Source organism: Bittarella massiliensis (ex Durand et al. 2017) (assembly GCF_017566145.1).
GTDB classification, from domain to species: Bacteria; Bacillota; Clostridia; order Oscillospirales; family Ruminococcaceae; genus Bittarella; species Bittarella massiliensis_A.
The window spans coordinates 1-227 of the sequence record NZ_JABFCL010000166.1 but is presented as its reverse complement, the minus strand read 5'-3'; the positions used below and the strand labels follow the sequence as shown (position 1 = coordinate 227).

The window sequence follows — 227 nt, the reverse complement described above, 5'->3', positions numbered from 1 at the left end:
ATATGAGCAATGTGGCAACAGCCAAAAACCGACTGGCAGGTCGGTGATTTTTTTAATATCGAAGATTACAACCGAATTAAAGGGAACCTTGAGGAAATACAAAAGCAGGCGCTGATTCTATGGCCTGCTTTCCCGTTCGAGGAAATGGGGGCAGATAAAACTTATCAGGATTACGGATTTTATGCCGATGAACTTAACCGGTTTGAGGCAAATGTGGATAACGTCTA

General features: G+C 42.7%; 1 pseudogene. It reads left to right on the top strand.

Annotated elements, in window-relative coordinates:
* Nucleotides 1–9 precede the first annotated feature (9 nt).
* Nucleotides 10–227 (top strand): annotated as a pseudogene (locus HJY11_RS13890) (hypothetical protein); the annotation flags it as partial.